The following is an 18,936-nucleotide window of genomic DNA, read 5'->3' as shown; positions in this document are numbered from 1 at the left end:
GTGCGTCCGGGCCGTTCGTTCTCCAAGCCCAGCCGTGATCCGAGTAAGGAGTCGCCCGTGCTCGACGTACGCCGCTTGCGGATCCTCCAGCACCTCGCCGCGTACGGAACCGTCGCGGCCACCGCGGAGGCCCTGCACCTGACCCCGCCCGCCGTCTCCCAGCACCTCGCCGCGTTGCAGAAGGAAGCGGGCACGCCCGTGGTGGAGAAGCAAGGGCGCACACTGCGCCTGACCGCGGCCGGAGAGCTGCTGGTCGCCCACGCCGAAATCATCCTGGCGGAACTGGCGGCGGCGGAATCCGGCCTGGCCGCCCTGCAGAGCGGCCGGCACGGCGTGGTGCGGATCACCGCCTTCGCCTCCGCCGCCCGCACTCTCGTGGCGCCCCTGTGGCAGCGTCTGGCCGGCACTGACGGCGCCCCGGACCTCTCGCTGCGGCTCTCCGTCGAGGAACCCGAAGAGGCCCTCGACGCGTTGCGCAAACGTTCCACCGACCTCGCGCTCGTGCACAGCTACACCGTGCTGCCGCGCAACTTCCCCGCCGTATACGAGCACGCCGTCCTTCTGGAGGAGCCGGTGCTGCTCGCTCTGCACCCCCAACAGGCCGACGCGCTGCACCTGGCCGCCGGGCAGGCCGCGGACCTCTCCCGCCTGTCGCACGTGCCGTGGCTGACTCCCGGGCCGGAGACCTCCTGCTACGAAATGGTCCAGCGTGCCTGCGGCGCCGCCGGTTTCGTCCCGGACATCCGGGCCCGCAGCAGCGACTTCTCCGCGCTGACGGCCCTGGCCGCCGCCGGCGCCGGCGCCGCCCTGATCCCCCGCATGGCCCTGCCGGACACCACCGCACCCCTCAGCCTGCACCCCCTGGTCCAACCCGTCTCCCGGACCGTCTTCGCCGTCAGCCGCGCAGGCACCGGCAACCACCCCGACCTGAGACGCGTACGGCAACTGCTCCACGACTCGGCCAACTCCCGCGACGACGGGGACGGTTGGCGCGACCCGCTCCGCGGCTACTGACGCGTGCCGTGCCGGTCGTGCTCGTCGGGGAACGTGGTGCGGTCCGCCTCGTCCTGGACGAGCAGGGACAGCAACGAGGCCACGGTCAGACCGGCTTCGGCCGGGTGGCGCAGGATCTTCCCGGGTTCGATCCGGTAGGTGTTGGCGCGCCCCTCCCGTATGTGCGAGAGGTACCCGTCCCGCTCCAGGTCGGCGATGATCTTCTGGACCGCGCGCTCGGTCAGCCGGCAGCGAGCGGCGATGTCACGGATGCGGGCGTGGTGGTCGTCGGCGATGGCCGCCAGCACCCGGGCGTGATTGGTCACGAACGTCCATCCGGTGTGCGGCTCGGGCACGTCATTCATGCGCCGATCATACCGACCAGGGATTCGCGCACCCAGATGCACGTAATTTCCTTCGTGTATTGGTTGACGTGTATCTGCGAGTGGGTAAGCCTGGATGCGGAGCCGGACAAGCCGACAAGGAAGAGGAAGGCCATGCCGGAGCCTGCGCACACCACTCCTCCCTGCGCGGGGCGAGACACCGGACACGCCGCCACGACGACACCGGTGGAGCCCGAACCGTGCCTGGTCGTCATCGAGGTCGCCGCGGACGGCGACCGCACCGACGTCGCGGTCAGAGGAGAACTCGACCTGGACACCGACCGGCACGTCGAAACGACCCTGCACGCGTCCCTCAATCACGCCGTTCACGGCCTCGACCTGCACCTCGGCGCCGTGCACTTCTGCGACTGCGTCGGCTTGGGCATGCTGCTGCGCCTGCGCAGCCTGGCCCTGGAACAGAAGAAGACCGTCACCATCCGCACCACCAGCCGCGCCGTCGGCCAGATCCTGGACCTGACCGGCACCCGGGAACTGTTCGGCAGCCCGGCCCCGCACGGCCGGAGCGCGCCCCGCTCCCCCACCCGAAGCCGGGCCGCCCCGCGCCAGGACGCCGACGAAGAACTCCGTACGGAGCTGGGCCAATTGCGCCGCGCCATGCAGACCCGCCCTGCCATCGACCAGGCCCGCGGCATCCTCATGGCCGCCTTCGGCCTGTGCCCCGAGGCCGCCTGGACCGTCCTGGTCACCACCTCCCAGAAAACCAACACCAAACTGCACCGCCTTGCCCAGTCCCTGATCGACAGCCTCCAGGGAACCGCACTGCCCAGAGCCACCCAGAAGCAACTGGCCACCGCAATCAACGCGGTCAACTCCACTTCCCCGGCCCCGGCCTCCTCACCGGCCGGCTCGCAGAGAAAGTGACGGAGTCCGGCGTGAGGATCTTGGTCCTGGCAAGGTGATCCGCCTGCTGCTGTGGGTGCCGCTGTTCGGCTGATCGCTACCTGCGAGGTAATCGACGGCGCGAGCCGCGCTGCCGGAGCGGGGCACGGCATCTTCATCACCCACGCCGGGCAGATCAATCAGGACCTGCTCGGCTTCATCGCAGCCACGTCATCCTGACGACCGCTCGGCCGGGTCGATGCCCTGCTCCCGTGCCATCTCCTTGGCCACGCGAGGAGCGGTCCAAAGAGTCGGGAGCATGATGAAGCCCACGGGCACCGCCGTGACGACGATGAACGACTGCAGCGCGGTGATGCCACCGTCGCCGACGAGGATGAGGACGGCAGCCGCTGCGCCCATGAGCAGGGCCCAGAAGGCGCGTACCGCACGGGTGGGTTCGCCGGTCCGCGTGCCGGCGGCGGCGATGCTGTACGACATCGAGTCGGTGGTGGTCACCACGAACGTGATGGTCAGCAGGAGCAGCGCCACCGCGACCACGGCCCCCATCGGGAGCTGTTCGGCCATGGAGATGACGGCGGCGTCCATGCCGACGGCCTTGAGCGGGCCCGAGACGGTGCCGGGGTGCTGCTGTTCGAGGAAGATGCCGGTGCCCCCGAACACGGTGAACCAGAACATGGTGGCCAGTGGCGGGATGATCGCGGTGGAAACGACGAGGTCGCGCACCGTACGGCCCTTGGAGATGCGTGCCACGAAGATCGACATCAGCGGTCCATAGCCGAGGAACCAGCCGAAGAAGAAGACGGTCCAGGAGCCGAGCCACGCGTGATCGCCCCGGTTGAGGGCCAGCGGTACGAAGTCCCGTGCGTACTGGCCGAGCCCGCCGAGGAAGGAGTCGAGTACGAAGCCGAGCGAGCCGAGTACGAGGAAGACGGCCATCAGGGCGACGGCGAGCCAGATGTTGGCCCTGCTGAAGAACTGGATGCCGCGGTCGATGCCGCTGGCGACGGACAGGACGGCGACGGCGGTCAGCAGGACAATGACGCCGAGCTGTACGGGGTAGCCGCCGGAGATGCCGAACACCTCGGACAGGCCGTAGGAGACCTGGAGCCCGAGGAAGCCGATCGGCCCGACGGTTCCGGCCACCACGGCGATGACGCAGACGATGTCGACGGCGGCCCCCAGCCGGGAGTGCCGGATGCGCTCGCCGAGCAACGGGTACAGCAGCGTCCTCGGACGCAGCGGCATCCCGCGCTCCTGGCCCCGGATCATCACGATCGAGGCGAGGGTCCCGAGGACGGCCCAGGCGAGGAAGCCCCAGTGCGCGAAGCTCTGGGAGAGCGCCGCGTCGGCCGCCTGCCGGGTGCCGCTCTTGACGCCCTCGTAGTAGGGAGGCGTCTCGACGTAGTGCTGTACGGGCTCCCCCGCCGCGAAGAAGACTCCGCCGCCCGCGAGCAGCGTCGACATGATCATCGCGACCCACTGGAACCTGCCGTACTCCGGGCGTGCCCCGGCGCCGCCCAGCCGTACCTTCCCGTACCGGGAGAAGCCCAGCCACAGCGCGACGCCGAACGTCGCGAGCAGCAGCACCTGCCACAGCGGGCCGAACCAGCGCGCGACGAACGTGAAGACGGCGTTCACCGCGTCGCCCGTGGCCGTGGGCGCGATCAGCGCGGCCAGGACGAACGCGGTGAGCAGTCCGCCGCTGACGGCGAGCACCGGTACGTCCGTACGTCTGCGGTCACCGGGCGGCGACGTGGGCGCCGTATGGCACTCCTCGTCACCGTCGGCGGTCGCTTCCGCGCAGGCGGGGGCGGCCGCGCCGGTGACGGTTCGGGCAGGGGGAGTCGGCATGGGGTTCCTTGCTGACGGGGTCATTCGCACACGGGGGCATGACGCATCGCAAGGACGCACGCGCTCACGAGACGCAGGACCGCTCGGTGCGCGGGTCAGAGGGGAAGGCTGCTATCCGTAAGGCGGTGTGGTCAAATTCGGGACAGACGCCCACAACCTGTCGGCACCTCCCCGGCCTGCCATTCCGCCCTTGAAGAGCCCGGTGGTTGATAAAGATCACTCCCGGGCCCGTACGGCTCCGGCCGCCCCCTGTCACGTACGGACCTCCCGGTGCGCGACGGCGAGGGCCGGCAGCGGCACGAGCCCGGCGGTCAGCCAGGCCAGGTGGACGTCGTCCCATCGAGGGCTGCCGAGGTAGGGCCAGACACCTTCCACGCAGGGCAGCGTGCTCACCGCGATGGTGAGCAGAGCGGCCGCCCCGGTCACCGCGGCGAGCCGTTCGGGCCGCCGTCGCACGGCCACGGCGGTGCAGGCCAAGCCGCCAAGCAAGCAGACGGCCGCCTCGGTCGCCAGCCCAGACGCTCGCAGCTGCGTACCGTCCGCCGTCCGGGCTGCCAGGACGAGGAATGTCGCGGCCCAGGCGGCAGCGGCCGCGCTCGTGACGAGGAGCGTACGGATCCACTGCCGCAGCCAGCGCGGTACCGGGGTCGCGGTGGTGGCCGCCGCCGCGACGTCGACCAGGGCGAAGCCGGCCGCAGCGCCGAGGAGCACCCCGGCCAGCCGCAGAGTGACGGCGGCACTGTCCGGCTCCACGACGGCGCCGGGCGCCGTCGCTGCTGCCGTGCCGAGGGACACCACAGCCGTGGCGAGCACGGGTGTCCAGTCGACGGCCCGGGCGAGCGGTCCCAGCAGGACACCGGCAAGGCTGATCAGTCGCACGGGGTTGATCCATCGCGTCGATCGCATCAATCGCACGGGGTTCCCTCCGGTGTCCGGGAGGCGGCTGTGCGATCCAGGCGAAGAAGCGGCAGGGCTTGGTCGACGGTGGTGGCGGGGTCGGTAAGGGCGGACCAGTTGGCCCGGACCCGCTCGCGGGCTTCGGGACGTGCCATGAGCCGTCGGGCGTAGGCGAGTTCGGCTTGGCCGTAGCGCACGGCCCCGAGATCGGAGGTCGGCACCTCGCGGTCCGAGAGGTCGCCGCCGTCCGTACGGACGGACATGCGGGTGCTCGTGGCGGGCAGCGGCTCCTCGGTCTGGCCGATCAGCCACAGCGCCACCACGGTCCTGGCTTGCCCGCTGGCATCGCAGCCTGCCGGGCCGGCACCGTGCCGGGTACCCCACGGGAAGCCGGTTGCTGCCGCCGCCATCTGCGCCGCGAGGGCCCGCCGGGAATCCTGTCCGGCGCCGTTGCGTCCCCAAGACGTCGTGGTGAGGACGCTGCGGTCGGTGACTGCGGGATCGAAGGTGCCGGTCTCGGCTCGCTGCGTCTTCCTGAGGTCTCCGGCGAGCGCAGCGGCGGCCGCAGCCGGGGAGTGCAAGGTCATCACGGTGGCGACCGCTACGGCCGCCGCGCTGCCCACCGAGGCGAGGACGAGTCCCAGAGATCGGCTGTGCCGGAGCAGGGCTGCGGTTCCGGCCACCAGGATCAGCGCAGTGACGTAGACCAGATGCCAGGCAGGCGGCCGCACGGGCTCGATGGCGAGCTTCAGGTAGGGCACCACCGGCAGCAGCCAGGACTGAGGGAACTGCATCAGCGTCCAGAAGAACAACAGAATGCCCACCGGGGCCGCGAACAGGTTGGGGGCCCAGCGCCCCACTGCCGTACCGAGCACCGCCATCAGACCGACCAGCAAGACGCCGGAGAGCAGCTCCCGGATGTCGAGATGCCCGATGGGCCGGCTGCCGACCAGCATGCCGGCCAGCTGGACTCCCATGGCGATCGCGGCATACGCCATGGCCACCGGCGGATACGCGAGCAGCACGGCCAGCGTGCGGGTCTGCGGACGTACCGGTAGCGGGCCGGTCAGTTCGACTGCGTCCGCTCGCCGGTCCCGGAGCGTTGCCAGGTTGGCGGCCAGCATCGCAGCAGCGCCGACCAGCAGGGCCGAGGTGGCTGTATCCACCGTCGCGACGGACCAGTTGGGCATCTCCTGCCAGGTGGCAAGGGTTCGTCCGGTCGCCGTCAGCAGCGTCAGCAGCCACAGGAGGGGGCTGCGCAGAGCGATGCGGGTTTCAGCCGCGGCGAGCGGAATCAGCGCGTGGTTCACGCTCGTACCCCCGTGCCCAGGAATTGCAGATACCCGTCCTCGACGGTGGGAGCGACCGCAGTGCTTCCCGGCGGGCGTTCGCCGGACGAACTCTTCATCACAGCAGCCACCGCGAAATCCCACGTGGCACGGCTGCTCGCCAAACTGAACGCCCGCGACCGGGTGCAGCTCGTGATCACAGCCTACGAAACGGGCCTGGTCACACCATCACCGTGACCGGGGTGTGCGGCGGGCGGGCGGCTCACTGGCGGCGTTCCGCTACGCCTTCTGGATTGCCGCCGGGCTCCTCGGGCTCACCGCCGCGACCGCGACCGCCATGCACGGTCGTCGTCCTCCAACGCCTCACGGCCCGCCCCGCGTACGCGGACGGAGCAGGCCATGAGGGCTGTGGGCGTTGGTACCGCGGTGCACCTGAGCCGACAGGCGGGGCTGGCAGTCAGGAGGCCGCGTGCCGGTTCAGGCTGCGTACTGGCCGCGCCCCGGACGCTTCAACAGCCCCGCCTTGACCGCGCGTTCCAGAGTGTTGCGCAGCGATTCGCGCTGGCCGGCGGTGTCCTCCCGCCCCAACTCGGTGTTGATCTCGGCCGGACGCATCGGGGCTCCGTGCTTCTGCAGGATCGTCAGGGCCGCGCTCAGGAGCGGCGAAGCCGCCTTCGTAAGCTCGTCAGCCGCCGAAGCAGTCGCGCGCGAACCGGCGGCCGTCTTCTTCTTGGCCGCCGCCTGGGACGACCTCGGCTTCTTCGAGGCTGCCTTGCCCTTGTCCGTCGCCGGCTTCTTGCCTGCCGGGGCGGCCTGGCGAGTCGTTCCGGTCGACTTCGTGGCCGTGCGGGGCTGGGGCACCGTGGTGGCGGCTTCGGCCGCCGGCGCGGAAGCCTCGGGTTCCGCGAGCGGCTGCGACGCCTCAGCGGGGGCTTCGCCGACCGGTTCCGGCTGCACCTCGTGCTCCGGAGCCGTGGCCGGCCCGGGCGGGACCGCGCCAGTCAGAACGCGCAGGTGCTGGAGTGCCTGCTGCGCCGATGCCAGGCGCTGCTCGACCTCACGGAGCTCGTTGCGCAAGGTCTCCTCGCGTGCGGTCAGTTCCGGCAGCTGTCGTTCGAGGTCGGAGATGGCCTGCTGGAGAGCGGACGTTTCGACGGTAGGAGTCACCTGTTGTCCTTAGGTCGTTGCCTGACAGTGGTTCAGTCACCGTACGCGCCCCACGGAACATTGGGGTCCGATTCCGCGCACATTGTGTTCCCGGCGGCCCTACCAGGCAAGGGCATACGCCTGGCAGGGCGCCGCTCCGATGCCTGGTGACGGCGCCATAGCTCCCGCGGAGTCCGCGCTTGGGGCCGTCGCGCCTCCTCACTCGGCGGGGCCCGCCACGAACGAGTCGCCACCAGCCAGCGCATTGACGGTCTCCCGCGCGCCGGCCTCGCTCGCGGGCCTGGTCCGGTTGCGGGGCACTACGACTCGCGTCAGGCGAGCGCCCGGTGCAGGAAGGTGTTGCACTCCTTGTCCCACAGATCGTCACCGCTGAGCGGACATTCCTCGAACTCGGCCTTGAACGTCTTCTTCAGGAACTCCGTCATGCCGCAGTCGTAGACCGACCACCGGGTGTCGGTGTGTCGTCCCCAGACAGCCACCGGCCACTGGTCGGGATCGTCGCCAGTGGTCAGCCAGCACAGAATGTCGGCACTGGCGTCCACTCCCCAGGCGATCAGCGGGGCTGCGTCCGGCCCGTCGACAGGCACGGGCTCCCATTCACCGCGTGCGTTGCATGTCTCCTCTTCCATCTCCGACGCGGAGCCATCGTCGTCTGCGGTGCATGGCGAAACAATTTCCAGGTACTCGTTTATGGCACCCTCGCCGTAGGTCGCAATGAACCTCTGGTAATCGGCCGGAAGCCGGGTGCCCCAGGTCTTTTCGACGCGCGCCCAGTCGACGTCCGGGCTTCCTGCGCCGGCATGCGGGGGCATAAGGCGGACCAGTTCGTCCCAGGCCGCTTCGTCCATTGTGACTTCTCCCTGTTTTACGGTGAACGCCCCACATTATTCCAGCCGGGGCCGCGGGTGCGGGCGCAGGCAAGCGTGAAGCCGCCGCTGAAGTTCAGCGGCGGCTACGGAGTTTGCGGAATGCCGTGAAGTCACGTGGCCGGCCGGGTCCGGACGCGGCGTTTACCAGGGCACGACCTGTCCCTGGTAATCAACGAAGTGGAGCCCGGGCTTCCCGCGGTGACGCTCGATCGATTCCGCCACTCCGGGAATGCTCTCTTCCACGCTGAGTTCGGCTTCGGGCCCGCCGAGTTCGGTGCGCACCCAGCCCGGGTCGACGAGCAGCAGCGCCCGCGCGTCCCCGGCGTAGCGGACGGCGTAGCTGCGCATCAGCTGGTTGAGCGCGGACTTGCTGGCCCGGTACAGGTCCTGCCCGCCCTCGGTGTTCAGAGAGATGCTTCCCTGGTCGGAGGACATGATGCCGATAGTTCCGGTGGGCTCGACCAGCGGGCGGAGGTACTCCACGACGCGCATCGGGGCGAGCGCATTGGTGATCATGACTTCGGTGAACATCTCCGTCGGTACCTCGCCGATCGGGAGGTCGCCGCGCGTGATGGCGGCGTTGACGAAGAGCAAATCGAGGGCGCGCCCTTCCAGTCGGTCGCGCAGTGACAGTATCTGCTCCGGGTCGGTCATCTCCAGCGATTCGACGGTCAGCCGCCCTTCGGACGCATCGGCCAGGTCGTGCAGGCCGGTGCGCCCGCTGCCGCGGACCGTGCCGATGACGTCCCAGCCCCGGCGCAGGTACTCGGCGACGAGTCCGAGACCCAGGGTCCGGGAGGCCCCGACGACGAGGGCGGTCTTGCGGGTGTCGGTCATGTGATTCCTATTCGTGGGTCGGGATCGGGTCGAGAGACTCGGCGGTGTCGTTCAAGCCGGTCACGTCGTCGACGCACTCATGGTCGGCACCGGAGGCTCGGCGGGACGCGCACGATGCCCCTGCCTCGTGCTGACGATCATGTTTCAAGTCTCCGGGCGCTTCGGCCGGGCGTCCAATACTCTTCCGACCGCATTGATACCGTTGCGGTATGGATCCGGTTTTAGATCTGCGAAAGCTGCGCTATTTCGTCGCGGTGGCCGAACACCGACACTTCGGCCAGGCGGCTCAGGCACTGTTCATCGCACAGCCGGTCCTCAGCCGGCAGATCCGCGCGTTCGAACAAGAGCTGGGCTGCCGGCTGTTCACCCGGACCACGCGCAGCGTCGAGCTGACCTCCGCCGGACAGCAGCTGTACGACGAGGCGCGGAGTATCACCACGGTGGTGGCCGCGGCGCTGCGGCGCGTGCACGAGGCCGCGCGGGGAGAGCAAAGGCTCGTCGTCGCCTTCTCCCCCGGCCTGCACGTGTCGGACGCGATCCGGGCGTTCACGGCGAGCCACCCGGAGGTCGGTATCGATGTCTTTCCGCTGCGCTGGTGGGAGCAGGACGCGCCGCTTCGCGACGGCCGCGCGCACGTCGGATTCCTGCGGCGCCCCTTCGACGACTCGGGGTTGCGCACCGTGCCCATCGGTCGCGAGACCAAGGTCGCGTGCCTGCCCGTGACGCATCCGCTGGCCGGCCGTCACACACTCACGTCGGCCGACCTCGACGGCGAGGCGATCCTCGACGTCAAGAAGCGGCGGACGTCCTCACTGGAGGAGAAGTTCGAGCTCATCGCCTCCGGGCAAGGCATCGCCCTCGTCCCTCTCAGCATCGCCGGCTCGTATTCCCGCCCCGACCTCGTCTACCTGCCCATCACCGACGCCCTGCCGGTCGAGACCTGCCTGGCGGTACCGGAGAGCAGTTGCGCGGACCCCGTACTGAACTTTTTGGACATCGCCACCGCGACGCTGCGCCGGCGCTCCGGCACCGTGGAGGAGGCCGAGGACGCGAGCCCGGCGTCCGGCGTCCGGTGACTGCGGCAAGAAATGGCGACTGTTGGCGTACCGAAGGCACGGGGGATCAGGAAGGCTTGGCGGGCGGCGGCAGCCCCGCCGACCTCGCCTCGCATGGGAGCCCGGATGCGCATTTCGGCCAAGGCACGATGGCAGCCGACTGAATCGCTGGACGACGAGCGCATTCTCAAGGAGCTCGGCTACACCCAGCAACTGCGCCGCGGAATGGGAGCGTTCGGCAATTTCTCCGCCTCCCTTTCGGTCATTTCCATCATGTCCGGGACCCTGCTGCTCTTCGGCTACGGTCTGAACTCCGGCGGCCCGGCCGTGGTCATGTGGGGGTGGCTCGCCGTCGGACCGCTGGTGCTGTGCCTGGCAGCAGCCCTGGCCGAGATCACCTCCCGCTACCCCACCAGCGGCGGCCTGTACTACATGGCCCGCCAGCTCGGCGGTGAGCGGTGGAGCTGGTACACCGGCTGGCTCAACCTCATGGGTCTGCTCGGCGGTATCGCGGCCCAGGACTACGGCATCGCGACCTTCACCGCCGCGTGGCTGAACCTGCAGTTCGGTTTCGTGCCGTCCCCTGGCTCCCTCCTGGCCCTCTACGCGGTCGTCCTCGCGCTGCACGCGGTCCTCAACCTCTTCGGCACCCGGTTGATGAACCTTCTGACGTCCCTGAGCGCGTGGTGGCACCTGGCCGGGGCCGTCGTCATCATCGGCGCCCTGGCGCTTCTCCCCGCCCACCACCAACCGGTCGGCTTCGTGCTCTCCGCGTTCACCAACAACACCGGTTGGGCCAGCCCGGCGTACGTCATTCTGCTGGGCATGCTGCTGCCGTGCTTCGCCCTGGCCGGGTACGACACCTCGGCCCACCTGAGCGAGGAGACCAACCATGCCTCCGTCGCCGCGGCGCGCGGGATCGTCCGCTCGGTGGCGGTGTCCTGGGTCGCCGGTGGCATCCTGCTGGCGGCGCTGCTGTTCGCCATCCAGGACTACACCGCGACCCTGGCCTCCCCCACCGGTGTGCCCGTGGCCCAGATCTTCCTGGACGCGCTGGGCCTGGCCACGGCGAAGACCTTGCTGCTGGTGATCATCGTTGCGCAGTTCCTGTGCGGCTACACCGTGACTGCCAGCGCCAGTCGCATGATCTACGCGTTCTCCCGGGACGGTGCGCTGCCCGGCTCGGCCCGCTGGCGGAAGGTCAGCCCCCGCACCGCCGTTCCGACCCGGGCCGTCTGGCTCGCGGTCACCGTCGCGTTCGCGCTCGCCCTGCCGTCCCTGTATTCCGCCACCGCGTTCTCGGCGGTGACCGCCATCTCGGTCGTCGGCTTCACCCCCGCCTACGCCATTCCCGTACTGCTGCGTCTGCGCCACCGCGACAAGTGGACGCGCGGTCCCTGGCACTTGGGCCACTGGAGCCGGCCGATCGGCTGGGTGGCGGTGCTGTGGGCAGCGGTCGTGACGGTGCTGTTCCTCCTGCCGCAGACCAGCCCGGTCACTGCCGTCACCTTCAACTACACGCCCATCGCGTCGCTGGCGGTACTCGCCCTGGCCGCCCTGTGGTGGCGCGTCGGACGCCGCTCGTACGGCGTACCCCGCTCCGGCACGGCCGACGCCCAGGACGAGGTGGAAGAGGCCCAGGGCATCAGCTGACGGCATCCGCCCGCGGTCGGCGTCGAGGGGCCCGGTACGACGCTGCGGTTCGGTTCCGCCGACGGGTGGACGAGCGCAGGACGGGGGGGTGTGACTGGTGTCTGGGCGGCTTCCCTGCGGACGTGGTGGAGATAGACCATGTGCGGCCCCTCTCCATGGGAGGGACAGAGTTCGGTTCTGCTGCGTGACGACCAGGACGCATTTATGCGTAACGCTGTGCAATATTGATGGGAAGCACCTTAACTTTGGGAACGTCGGCGCCCCCACATTCATTGAGGGGCGAGGTCACCGGCAGTGCCGCAAGCAGCCCCCCGGCGGTTCCGTTCCCATTCGTTGTCGCTCCCCGTTGTGTCGCGTGCCCGTGGTTGGTGCACGTGTTCTCGAACGACGGGGACGCGATGACGATGATTCCGCCTGCTGCTGCGGGGGTCGCCGACGCGAGCCCGCTTCCGATGGCTGCTGCGGTGACCGCGAGCACTGTGACGGTCCTACGGGTGGTCATGCCCTGCGAACGATGATCGGCGCGGTAGGTCACCGCTGACCGCATGGGCGGCCCCCCGCCGAGCAGTCAGCGTTCCCACCATGCGGGCCCAGAGCCAGCGCTGCGCCATCCATACCGGACCTGTCCTGGAAGTCCGCTGAAGATACAGATGGCGTGCCTGGTGTGTACCGGATTCATCCGACCGACTCTTGCGGGCAGGCCCGGGGGCTCCGGGCGGCTCATGCAGCATGTTCAATGGGCTGTTAGCTGTTTAGTCATCGTCGAACGCCTCGTTGAGGAGCGCGCCGCCGACCAGGCCGGCCGCTGCTGATAGCCCTGCTGCACCGGATGCGGATACCCCGTCTGGGGCTCGGGCGCGGTGTAGTACGGGGGCGGGGTGGTCTGCACCCGTTGGGCGCAGCCGGCGCACGTCTGGACCTGGCGGGGCACGCCCCACTGCGGGGACCACCATACGGAGGTCGTGCCAGAGCCGTGGCCGGGGTCGAAGAAGCACGTCATGCCGGAACTTCCCGTCGGTTGCTGGGGATGGTGGTAGCCGACGGAGCGGGGGTGTCCCAGCCGGCAGCGGCCACCGCCGTTGGGGGAGGCGGCGGGGAGGCTTGCACCGGGCTCGTCGGGCGCAGGACGCCGACGCCGAAGGACTGGGCGATGCCGGCCAGGCCGGAGGTATAGCCCTGGCCGATGGCCCGGAACTTCCGCTCCGCACCGTGGCGATAGAGCTCGCCAAAGACCATGGCAGTCTCGGTGGCGGCATCGTCCCGCAGGTCGTACCGGGCCATCTCGGAACCGTCGGCCTGGTCGATCACGCGGATGTGTGCGCTGCGGACCTGGCCGAAGTTCTGCCCGCGCTGCTCCGCCGCGTAGATGGACACCGGGAAGACGAGCTTCGCGACCTCGGCCGGGATCCTGGTGAGGTCGACCTGAATCTGCTCATCATCCCCGCCGCTGCCGGTCAGTGCATCGCCGGAGTGCCGCACCAAACCCTCGGGGCTGCTCAGGTCACGAGCCCGCTACCGGTCATCAGCCTCTCCGCCGCAGCGGTACGTACGCCATAGCCTCGTGTCGGCACCGGAGGCACGGACTCTCCTGAGCCCGTCCCTTGAACAGGCAGCCGACCAACCTGGCCCCTGGCTGCTTCCTTTCTCCGCCCGGACTGATTCACCAGCCACCCGCCGGTTCCCAGCACCCGCTGGGCGCAGCCCTCGCACGTCTGGATCTCACGGTGCACACCCCACGGCGGGAACCACACCACAGGGATCGTTCCGGGGCCGTGGCCGGGGTCGAAGAAACATGCCATATCAAAACTCCTTCACCCGCGGATGATGTCCAGAGCCCGGCCGAGGTGCCCCACGGGACCGTCGGATGATGCCAAGCTGTCGTCCGCCGCTCCCTTCGCCAGCGCTATACCGCCCCACAGCGCCGCCACGAGCAGCGCGACCATGGTGGTGTTCCGAGCACGTCGGCCGACGGTCGTCCTGGACCGCATAGTGATCTCCTCTTGCGTACGGTTCGGCACCTGTCCGGCCTCTCCCTTCCATTGCGTCACGGAAATACGACCGAGCCGAGGCCGCCTTGATGCCCGAGGCAGGCGAAGTGCCTGGGCAGCGGCCGTGCGGCGAGGGCTGGGGCTTGCGTCATACCGTCCACCCTGGAAGAACCGGGGACCTGCGGCTATCCGGCACATGACCGGATCACCCCCGCCGATCGGCTGCAGACACCCCCCGATCGGTGGAGACATTCCCGCACCTGACAGGTGTGCCGGGACGAGACTGTGCGCCCCGCCACCTGGCGGGGCGAGTCCGCCAGGTGGCGGGGCAAGGCTGGACATCTGTCGGGTGCCAGCGCGGCCAAGGGCGCGGGAGGCTGAAGTCGTTGCTCACCGGATCGGTCGACGCCTGGGTGTCGTTCGGGTTCGTGCCATGTGCCGGCCTGTCCGGCCGCCCTTGCGGGCTGCCCCCGGGGCGCAGCCGCAAGGTGGTGACGCAGTCGCCGAGTCCCTCGTCGTGGTTCGGACACCGCCGCGTCTTCGGGCACTCGCCCGTCCTGCCCGGCGGGCGAAACATCACAGGCCGACCCATGAGAGACCCGCGTATGACTCCCCTGACCTTCTTCCTCAGCCGCCGCCATCGACGTGTGCGAAGTCTGTTCCGAAGGGAGATCTTTGCGGTGAGCAGCCACCCCGGCCGGTATGCGGCAGCGGCCGGTATCGGCAGGGGGCGGTCTGTTGCTGTTCGGACTCGATACCCGCGTCGCGATCGCGGCCTTCATCGGCTCCGGAGCTACGGCATTCGCGTACTGCACCGCGTGCCGGCCCTCTGGCCTGCGGCCGTTGCAGCATGGCGAACCCTCCGCACCGCTGGTCTGCTAGGAGTCACCGCTCCTCGCCCTCGCTGCGGTGGACGGCTGGCCGGGCGCGCACGACGTTGGCGGCGGCAAGCCGGCGTTGCCGGGCGGATGCGGCGATGACCCAGCGTCGCGGACATCGCGGTCTAGCCCACGAGCAGCGCCGGCAGCAGTGCGAACGGCGCCCCGGAGGCGTCCACCGCTCGTGGGCCTCCTCGGCCAGGTCGAGAATCGCACCGGACGCGGTGCGGTGGCCTACTCGCCGTTCTCGATTCTCTTCGACCACAAGGTCGCGCCGTTCTCGTCCAGTACCGCGGTACGGCGGTCCCCTTGCCGGCGTCGCTGCCGCGTGATCAGCGACCGGAAGACCGGGCGGCCATGCCTGGGCAACCGCTGAAGACGCATTTCCATCAGCCCTACCCGGCTTCCCCGGGTCGCACAAGATCACCTTACGGAGACCTCGTACCCATGCTCATGTCCAAGGGCCAGCAGCTCCACTTGACCAAGCCGGACGGCCACCCGCTCACCCTGATGAGTATGAACCTGGGCTGGAAGATCGCACGGGACCAAGGTCTGCTGGGGCCTCTCGGACGTCGGCGGCGTGCCCACCTCGGCAGCTTCGCCGTGCTGTACGGCCACGGTCGGTTCATCGACGTCATTTTCAGTGACAATCCCGTCAGCCCCGACGGATCGATCGAGCACAGCGACGGCCCCATGCCCGACGGCATCGGGGCCAAGGATGACCGCATGTTCTTCTTCGTCCAGCTGTCGAAGCTCCCGCCCCGCGCCGACCGGATTGTCTTCGTCGTGAGTTCCTTCGCGGGAAGTACCTTCGAGGGAGTACGCAGCGCGCACTGCCGACTCGTCGATGAGAGCTTCGGGCGGGAAATCGCCCGCTACACCTTCGCCGGAGGCGGTAAGCACACTGCGCTGATCATGGCTGAAGTAAGGCGCGCGCACAGCGATTGGCACATGACCGCGATCGGCGAACCCGCGACCGGCCAGACCTTCGACGACCTGCTGCAAGCCATCGACCGACACAGCTGACCGACACGAACGGTCACCGCACAGCCCTGCCCACCCGGCCGCGGAAGACGCGTGAGGTGCCGCCCCTTACGACGCTGAGCGCGACAACGCAGCGTGGCCGTGCTGCGGTACGGGGGGCAGCTCGGTCAGCTCGGTACGAACGGGATTCGCCAGAAGCAGCCGTCTGAAAGAGAAGGGAAAGGTACGGAGTGTCGGTGCCTGACATCGGCTTACTTGATCAGTGCGTTGGCCACGACCACGGCCATGCCGAGCCCCGCGTCCCCCGCCCCCACGGCCAGGGCCGAGCGCCATGTACGGCCGACCACACGGGAAGCGAACAGGCCCCAGCCGAAGAGCAGCACCGTATTGATCGCGAAGGCGACGTACTCGATGCCCCGCGATGCCCACCAGCCGAGCCCCGCACCGAACAGGAGCAACGCCGTGGGCAGGGTGGCCACGATCAGCGGCCACTCCTGCAGCAGTGCGCGCACCGCGGGACGGATGCCATGATGGGCCCGGTCACCACGCCGGGCGACGAGGTGCGCGTAACCATGGGCCAGCGCCGAGGCAGCCGCGGTAACCAGCAGCCACTTGGCGTCGTAGAGCCGTTCGGCGCGAGCCGTCTCGCCGTACTGCGTCAACGCGGCCACCATGGAGCTGGCGAGGACCGTCCCGTAAACACCACCGAACAACACGTGCGGTGCGATGACAGGGCGCTGGAAGGGACGGGTGGCCATAGCGGAGGCTTCCTTGGCGAGTGCGTGACGCGGAGTGTCGAGGCCGGGCACCCGGAAGGCCACCCCTCGCTCACAAGCCATGCCATCACCTTCGCCCCGCGGCGACCACCCATGGGCGCCCGTGCGGGCAATTGCGCAGGTCGGACCCGGTCGACCCCGGAACCGGCGGAAGCGACCCGCCGACCGGCCGCCGGACCCTGCCACACCGCCACACCGTATGGACAGAACATAAACTCGACGCGGCAGCTTCATCACAGTGCGGAGGAACAGGCGTGATCCGGGTAGTGGTGGTCGACGACGAGGCGCTCATCCGGTCCGGGTTCGAGTTGATCCTCAGTTCCGCCGACGATCTCCAGGTCGTCGCGACGGCGGCGGGTGCCGAGGCGGTCGACACGGTGCGCAGGGAGTGCCCGGACGTCGTACTGCTCGACATCCGCATGCCGGACGTCGACGGCCTGACCGTGCTGCGCCAGGTACGGGCCCTGCCTGAGGCGCCCGTGGTGGCGATGCTGACCACCTTCGACACCGACGAGTACATCCTGACGGCGCTCCGCTCCGGGGCCGCCGGCTTCCTCCTCAAGGACACCGAGCCCGAGCAGCTCGCCCACCTGGTACGCACCCTGGCCGCGGGCGGAGTGGTGATGTCCCCGAAAGCCTCGCGTGCCCTGCTGCGCAGCCACCCCGGCGCGGGCGCGCCGCAGGACGCGGACGTGGCGCGGGTGGCCCTGCTCAGCGACCGGGAACGCGACGTGCTCGTCCTGATCGCGGAGGGCCTGTCCAACACCGACATCGGCACCCGCATCCACCTCAGCGCGGGCACCGTCAAGGATCACGTCAGTTCGATCCTGACCAAGCTGCGGGTTTCCAGCCGCGTCCAGGCAGCGCTGCTGGCCCAGCGGGCCGGGCTGCTCAGTGGTGATACCGCACCGGACGAGGGACGCTGAGCATGGGCAAGCCGCTGTGGCGCCGCACGCTGCCCTGGTCCCTGGACGCGGGCCTCGTGGCGCTCGCCGCCCTCGACGCCTGGATCAGCCTCCTCGACGAGGAGCACCCCTTCGTGCTGGCCTGCGCCGCCGTCGGCTGCGCCGGACTGTTGCTGCGCAGGCGCTTCCCGCTGGCCGTCTTCCTGCTGACGCTGCCCATGACCTTCTACCTGGACGTCGCGTTCGCACCGCTCACCGCCCTGTACACCCTGGCCACGCACAACCGCAATCGTCCCTTGCTCGCCGGCTGCGCCCTGCTCCACGCAGTGGCCGGCTCCCTTGACCCGTCTTCGCTGTCCGTCGCTTTCTTCAATGACGACCACACCTGGACGCTCGTCCAGACCGTCTACACACTGGCCACGGCCTTCGCCCCGGTCCTGTTCGGCCAACTTGTACAGGCCCGGCACGACATGGCCTGTCAGCTCATGGAGGTCGAAGAGGCCCGCGAACACGAACGCGCCCTGTACGCGCAAACCGTGCTCGCCCGTGAGCGGGCCCAGCTGGCCCGCGAGATGCACGACGTCGTCTCCCACCAGGTCAGCCTCATCGCCGTACGGGCCGGAGCGCTGCAGGTCGCCACCAAGGACACCGACACCCGCGAGGCCGCCCGCACCATCCGCTCCCTGAGCGCGAACACCCTCGACGAACTGCGCCACATGGTCAACCTGCTGCGTGCCTCCGGCGGCAGGACCACCGAACTCACCCCCCAGCCCACCCTGGCCGACCTGCACCACCTGGTCGCCACCAGCGGCATCGAGACGACTCTGACCGGCGACCTCCCGCCCGGCATCAGCACCACCGCCCAACGCGCCATCTACCGCACGGTCCAAGAAGCCCTCACCAACGTACGCAAACACGCACCCGGAGCCCGCGCCGAGGTGCAACTGTGGCACGACGCGGACCACTTCGGCGTCACCGTCACCAACACGGCACCCACCCGCCCCTCAGTCGCCCTCCCCAGCTCCCGGCAGGGCCTGATCGGCCTACGGGAACGCGCCGACCTCCTCGACGGCACCTTCACCACCAGCCCGACCCCCCAAGGCGGTTTCCAGATCCGACTGCAGGCCCCTCTAGCAACCGACTGAGCCCGCAGACACCACCATGCCTCCCCTGCGCGCAGCCCCGGCTCCTACTGGTCGGCCTCCAGCCGGAGCAGGTCCGCTGAATGCGGCTGCCACGATCCGGATCACTCAGGGACCGACGCATGCCTGGGGCCCCTGACCGCCGTGCCCACGGCCCGTACCGCGCCGGGCGCGGATGCTGGAGAAGCTGGTCGCGTCGCTGCCGTTGCCGTGCATCACAAGCGCGTCGCAGTACGCGAACCGGCCCAGCACCCCGTTCCCGTCGGCCCTGCGCTGCTCGGGGCAGCGGCCTCGATCACGCGGCTGGGGCGAGGTATCCATCGACTTGAGCCGACCTGTGCGGTGGAGCGCGCAGCTACCGCACCCGGTGTCGGACCGGCACACCGAGCTTCTCGGCACGGAGCCGCT

Annotated in this window: 18 protein-coding genes and 2 pseudogenes; 9 read left to right on the top strand and 11 right to left on the bottom strand. The window is 69.6% G+C overall.

The window, feature by feature from the left end; all coding sequences use genetic code 11:
* The first annotated feature begins 57 nt into the window (after window positions 1-57).
* A complete protein-coding gene (locus tag ACH4OW_RS29270; protein WP_398030713.1) occupies window positions 58-1,014 on the top strand; it encodes a LysR family transcriptional regulator in 957 nt (318 codons plus the stop codon).
* Here the strand turns inward: ACH4OW_RS29270 and ACH4OW_RS29265 are convergent.
* A complete protein-coding gene (locus ACH4OW_RS29265) occupies window positions 1,008-1,358 on the bottom strand; it encodes a helix-turn-helix domain-containing protein (RefSeq protein ID WP_360133774.1) in 351 nt (116 codons plus the stop codon). The two genes, ACH4OW_RS29270 and ACH4OW_RS29265, sit on opposite strands and share 7 nt — an antisense overlap.
* Window positions 1,359-1,490: 132 nt before the next feature.
* Here ACH4OW_RS29265 and ACH4OW_RS29260 point away from each other — a divergent pair, with 132 nt between their 5' ends.
* A complete protein-coding gene (locus tag ACH4OW_RS29260) occupies window positions 1,491-2,258 on the top strand; it encodes an ANTAR domain-containing protein (protein WP_398030712.1) in 768 nt (255 codons plus the stop codon).
* Window positions 2,259-2,309: 51 nt separating this feature from the next.
* A complete protein-coding gene (locus ACH4OW_RS29255; protein ID WP_398030710.1) occupies window positions 2,310-2,456 on the top strand; it encodes a hypothetical protein in 147 nt (48 codons plus the stop codon).
* On the opposite strand, the gene ACH4OW_RS29250 is transcribed toward ACH4OW_RS29255, so the two are convergent.
* The 3 genes from ACH4OW_RS29250 to ACH4OW_RS29240 form a co-directional block, all read right to left on the bottom strand.
* The gene (locus ACH4OW_RS29250) at window positions 2,448-4,088 is read right to left on the bottom strand and encodes a BCCT family transporter (RefSeq protein ID WP_398030709.1); all 1,641 of its coding nucleotides are present in this window, start codon (window positions 4,086-4,088) and stop codon (window positions 2,448-2,450) included. The two genes, ACH4OW_RS29255 and ACH4OW_RS29250, sit on opposite strands and share 9 nt — an antisense overlap.
* Window positions 4,089-4,340: 252 nt before the next feature.
* Entirely contained in the window at window positions 4,341-4,967 is a 627-nt protein-coding gene (locus ACH4OW_RS29245; protein ID WP_398030708.1) for a hypothetical protein, read from the bottom strand.
* 26 nt (window positions 4,968-4,993) lie between these two features.
* Window positions 4,994-6,295, bottom strand: a complete 1,302-nt coding sequence (locus ACH4OW_RS29240) for a hypothetical protein (RefSeq protein WP_398030707.1) — start codon at window positions 6,293-6,295, stop codon at window positions 4,994-4,996.
* A gap of 84 nt (window positions 6,296-6,379) precedes the next feature.
* On the opposite strand from ACH4OW_RS29240, the pseudogene ACH4OW_RS29235 reads away from it, so the two are divergent.
* A pseudogene (locus ACH4OW_RS29235) lies at window positions 6,380-6,511 on the top strand (LuxR C-terminal-related transcriptional regulator); the annotation flags it as partial.
* A 240-nt stretch (window positions 6,512-6,751) separates the two neighbouring features.
* On the opposite strand, the gene ACH4OW_RS29230 reads toward ACH4OW_RS29235, so the two are convergent.
* From ACH4OW_RS29230 to ACH4OW_RS29220, 3 genes are all read right to left on the bottom strand, one after another.
* Entirely contained in the window at window positions 6,752-7,441 is a 690-nt protein-coding gene (locus tag ACH4OW_RS29230; RefSeq protein WP_398030706.1) for a hypothetical protein, read from the bottom strand.
* Window positions 7,442-7,752: 311 nt separating this feature from the next.
* Window positions 7,753-8,289 carry an SMI1/KNR4 family protein gene (locus tag ACH4OW_RS29225; RefSeq protein WP_360133745.1) on the bottom strand — a complete coding sequence of 179 codons (537 nt, stop codon included), beginning with the start codon at window positions 8,287-8,289 and terminating at the stop codon, window positions 7,753-7,755.
* A 162-nt stretch (window positions 8,290-8,451) separates the two neighbouring features.
* Window positions 8,452-9,147, bottom strand: coding sequence for an SDR family NAD(P)-dependent oxidoreductase (locus ACH4OW_RS29220; protein WP_398030705.1), 696 nt, complete (start codon window positions 9,145-9,147; stop codon window positions 8,452-8,454).
* A 209-nt stretch (window positions 9,148-9,356) separates the two neighbouring features.
* On the opposite strand from ACH4OW_RS29220, the gene ACH4OW_RS29215 reads away from it, so the two are divergent.
* On the top strand, window positions 9,357-10,223 hold the full coding sequence (locus ACH4OW_RS29215) for a LysR family transcriptional regulator (RefSeq protein WP_398030704.1): 867 nt from the start codon (window positions 9,357-9,359) through the stop codon (window positions 10,221-10,223).
* A 105-nt stretch (window positions 10,224-10,328) separates the two neighbouring features.
* Complete coding sequence (locus ACH4OW_RS29210; protein WP_398030703.1) at window positions 10,329-11,855, top strand: amino acid permease; 1,527 nt, start codon at window positions 10,329-10,331, stop codon at window positions 11,853-11,855.
* 1,125 nt (window positions 11,856-12,980) lie between these two features.
* Here ACH4OW_RS29210 and ACH4OW_RS29205 read toward each other — a convergent pair.
* Both ACH4OW_RS29205 and ACH4OW_RS29200 read right to left on the bottom strand, forming a co-directional pair.
* Window positions 12,981-13,358 (bottom strand): annotated as a pseudogene (locus ACH4OW_RS29205) (TerD family protein); the annotation flags it as partial.
* A 308-nt stretch (window positions 13,359-13,666) separates the two neighbouring features.
* Complete coding sequence (locus tag ACH4OW_RS29200; RefSeq protein WP_398030702.1) at window positions 13,667-13,843, bottom strand: hypothetical protein; 177 nt, start codon at window positions 13,841-13,843, stop codon at window positions 13,667-13,669.
* Between the two features lie 1,325 nt (window positions 13,844-15,168).
* Here ACH4OW_RS29200 and ACH4OW_RS29195 point away from each other — a divergent pair.
* On the top strand, window positions 15,169-15,747 hold the full coding sequence (locus ACH4OW_RS29195) for a TerD family protein (RefSeq protein WP_398030701.1): 579 nt from the start codon (window positions 15,169-15,171) through the stop codon (window positions 15,745-15,747).
* Window positions 15,748-15,956: 209 nt separating this feature from the next.
* Here the strand turns inward: ACH4OW_RS29195 and ACH4OW_RS29190 are convergent, their stop codons facing one another.
* Window positions 15,957-16,463: a hypothetical protein gene (locus ACH4OW_RS29190; RefSeq protein WP_398030788.1), complete on the bottom strand. Its 507-nt coding sequence runs from the start codon at window positions 16,461-16,463 to the stop codon at window positions 15,957-15,959.
* Window positions 16,464-16,735: 272 nt separating this feature from the next.
* Between ACH4OW_RS29190 and ACH4OW_RS29185 the strand changes: the two genes are divergently transcribed.
* Both ACH4OW_RS29185 and ACH4OW_RS29180 read left to right on the top strand, forming a co-directional pair.
* Entirely contained in the window at window positions 16,736-17,407 is a 672-nt protein-coding gene (locus tag ACH4OW_RS29185) for a response regulator (protein WP_398030700.1), read from the top strand.
* A gap of 2 nt (window positions 17,408-17,409) precedes the next feature.
* On the top strand, window positions 17,410-18,531 hold the full coding sequence (locus ACH4OW_RS29180) for a sensor histidine kinase (RefSeq protein ID WP_398030699.1): 1,122 nt from the start codon (window positions 17,410-17,412) through the stop codon (window positions 18,529-18,531).
* A gap of 105 nt (window positions 18,532-18,636) precedes the next feature.
* Here the strand turns inward: ACH4OW_RS29180 and ACH4OW_RS29175 are convergent, their stop codons facing one another.
* Complete coding sequence (locus ACH4OW_RS29175; RefSeq protein ID WP_398030698.1) at window positions 18,637-18,849, bottom strand: chitosanase; 213 nt, start codon at window positions 18,847-18,849, stop codon at window positions 18,637-18,639.
* Window positions 18,850-18,936: the final 87 nt, after the last annotated feature.

Source organism: Streptomyces sp. NPDC017056 (assembly GCF_044332485.1).
GTDB lineage: Bacteria > Actinomycetota > Actinomycetes > Streptomycetales > Streptomycetaceae > Streptomyces.
The sequence above is the reverse complement of the archived record's forward strand: the minus strand, read 5'-3'. Positions and strand labels throughout refer to the sequence as shown.